Genomic DNA, 289 nt, shown 5'->3' with positions numbered 1-289 from the left:
CGGCTACTTCTACTGCTTCTCGTCGACGCCCGGTTCGGCGCCGCTCATCTCGTCCTTCTCGCCATCTTCGGGTGAACCGGCGAGTCCCTGCAGTGCCGCCCAACGGATGTCGCCGGCGTCGTGGTGGTGGTCCGGGTCGTCCGCGAGCCGGGCTCCGCATTCGGAGCACAGGCCGGGGCAGTCGTCCTGGCACACCGGCTGCATCGGCAGTGCGAGCACCACCGCATCGCGCAGCACGGGCTCGAGGTCGAACATGCCGTCCTCGAGGGGAAGCCTGTCCTCGTCGTCC

The 289-nt window shown here is 69.2% G+C and carries 1 protein-coding gene; it reads right to left on the bottom strand.

Annotation, left to right across the window (positions count from 1 at the left end; genetic code table 11):
* Nucleotides 1-9: 9 nt before the first annotated feature.
* Nucleotides 10-289: YceD family protein (locus J0695_RS43115; protein WP_206970241.1), on the bottom strand; the 280-nt coding region annotated here is incomplete at its 5' end.

The organism is Streptomyces beijiangensis, assembly GCF_017315755.1.
Taxonomy (GTDB): domain Bacteria; phylum Actinomycetota; class Actinomycetes; order Streptomycetales; family Streptomycetaceae; genus Streptomyces; species Streptomyces beijiangensis.
Note: the sequence above shows the minus strand (reverse complement) of the source record. Positions and strands in the feature narration are given on the sequence as shown.